This window comes from Neptunomonas sp. ABH4_499 (genome assembly GCF_056160565.1).
Map to the genome: position 1 here is coordinate 1 of NZ_JBSWXK010000046.1, position 564 is coordinate 564.

Sequence of the window (564 nt, forward strand, 5' to 3'; positions counted from 1 at the left end):
CGTAACAAGGTAGCCGTAGGGGAACCTGCGGCTGGATCACCTCCTTAAACGATGAGCTTTGTCCCGGCACAGCGTTCACACGAATTATCTGGCTAAATGTAAAGAGAGCGAAAAGTGTTGCTCAAAGCGATGCGTTTTATCGAGTAGCTTAAGTATAAGCTTATCGAGATATAGGCTTGTAGCTCAGGTGGTTAGAGCGCACCCCTGATAAGGGTGAGGTCGGTGGTTCAAGTCCACTCAGGCCTACCAATTATCGAGTTGACTGTTTTAAATAAATTAGTTGGTGATGGATGATTGGTAAGACGATTTTGAGTAATGCATATACTGGGGCTATAGCTCAGCTGGGAGAGCGCCTGCTTTGCACGCAGGAGGTCTGCGGTTCGATCCCGCATAGCTCCACCATTAAAACTCAAAGAGTTTTAAATCATGTTCTTAATAAAACCCTAAAACAAGGGATTATACAAGACCATCATTTAAAGCATCTTAGCTTTAAACGCTCTTTAACAATGTGGATTGATGAAAACAAGTTCTTGTAAATTTATACAAGCGCCAATAGGTGATTTT

General features: G+C 42.7%; 2 tRNA genes. Both read left to right on the top strand.

The window, feature by feature from the left end:
* The first annotated feature begins 172 nt into the window (after positions 1 to 172).
* Positions 173 to 249 (top strand) — tRNA-Ile (locus tag ACXAF9_RS18170).
* A 77-nt stretch (positions 250 to 326) separates the two neighbouring features.
* Positions 327 to 402: transfer RNA gene (locus ACXAF9_RS18175), tRNA-Ala, on the top strand.
* Positions 403 to 564: the final 162 nt, after the last annotated feature.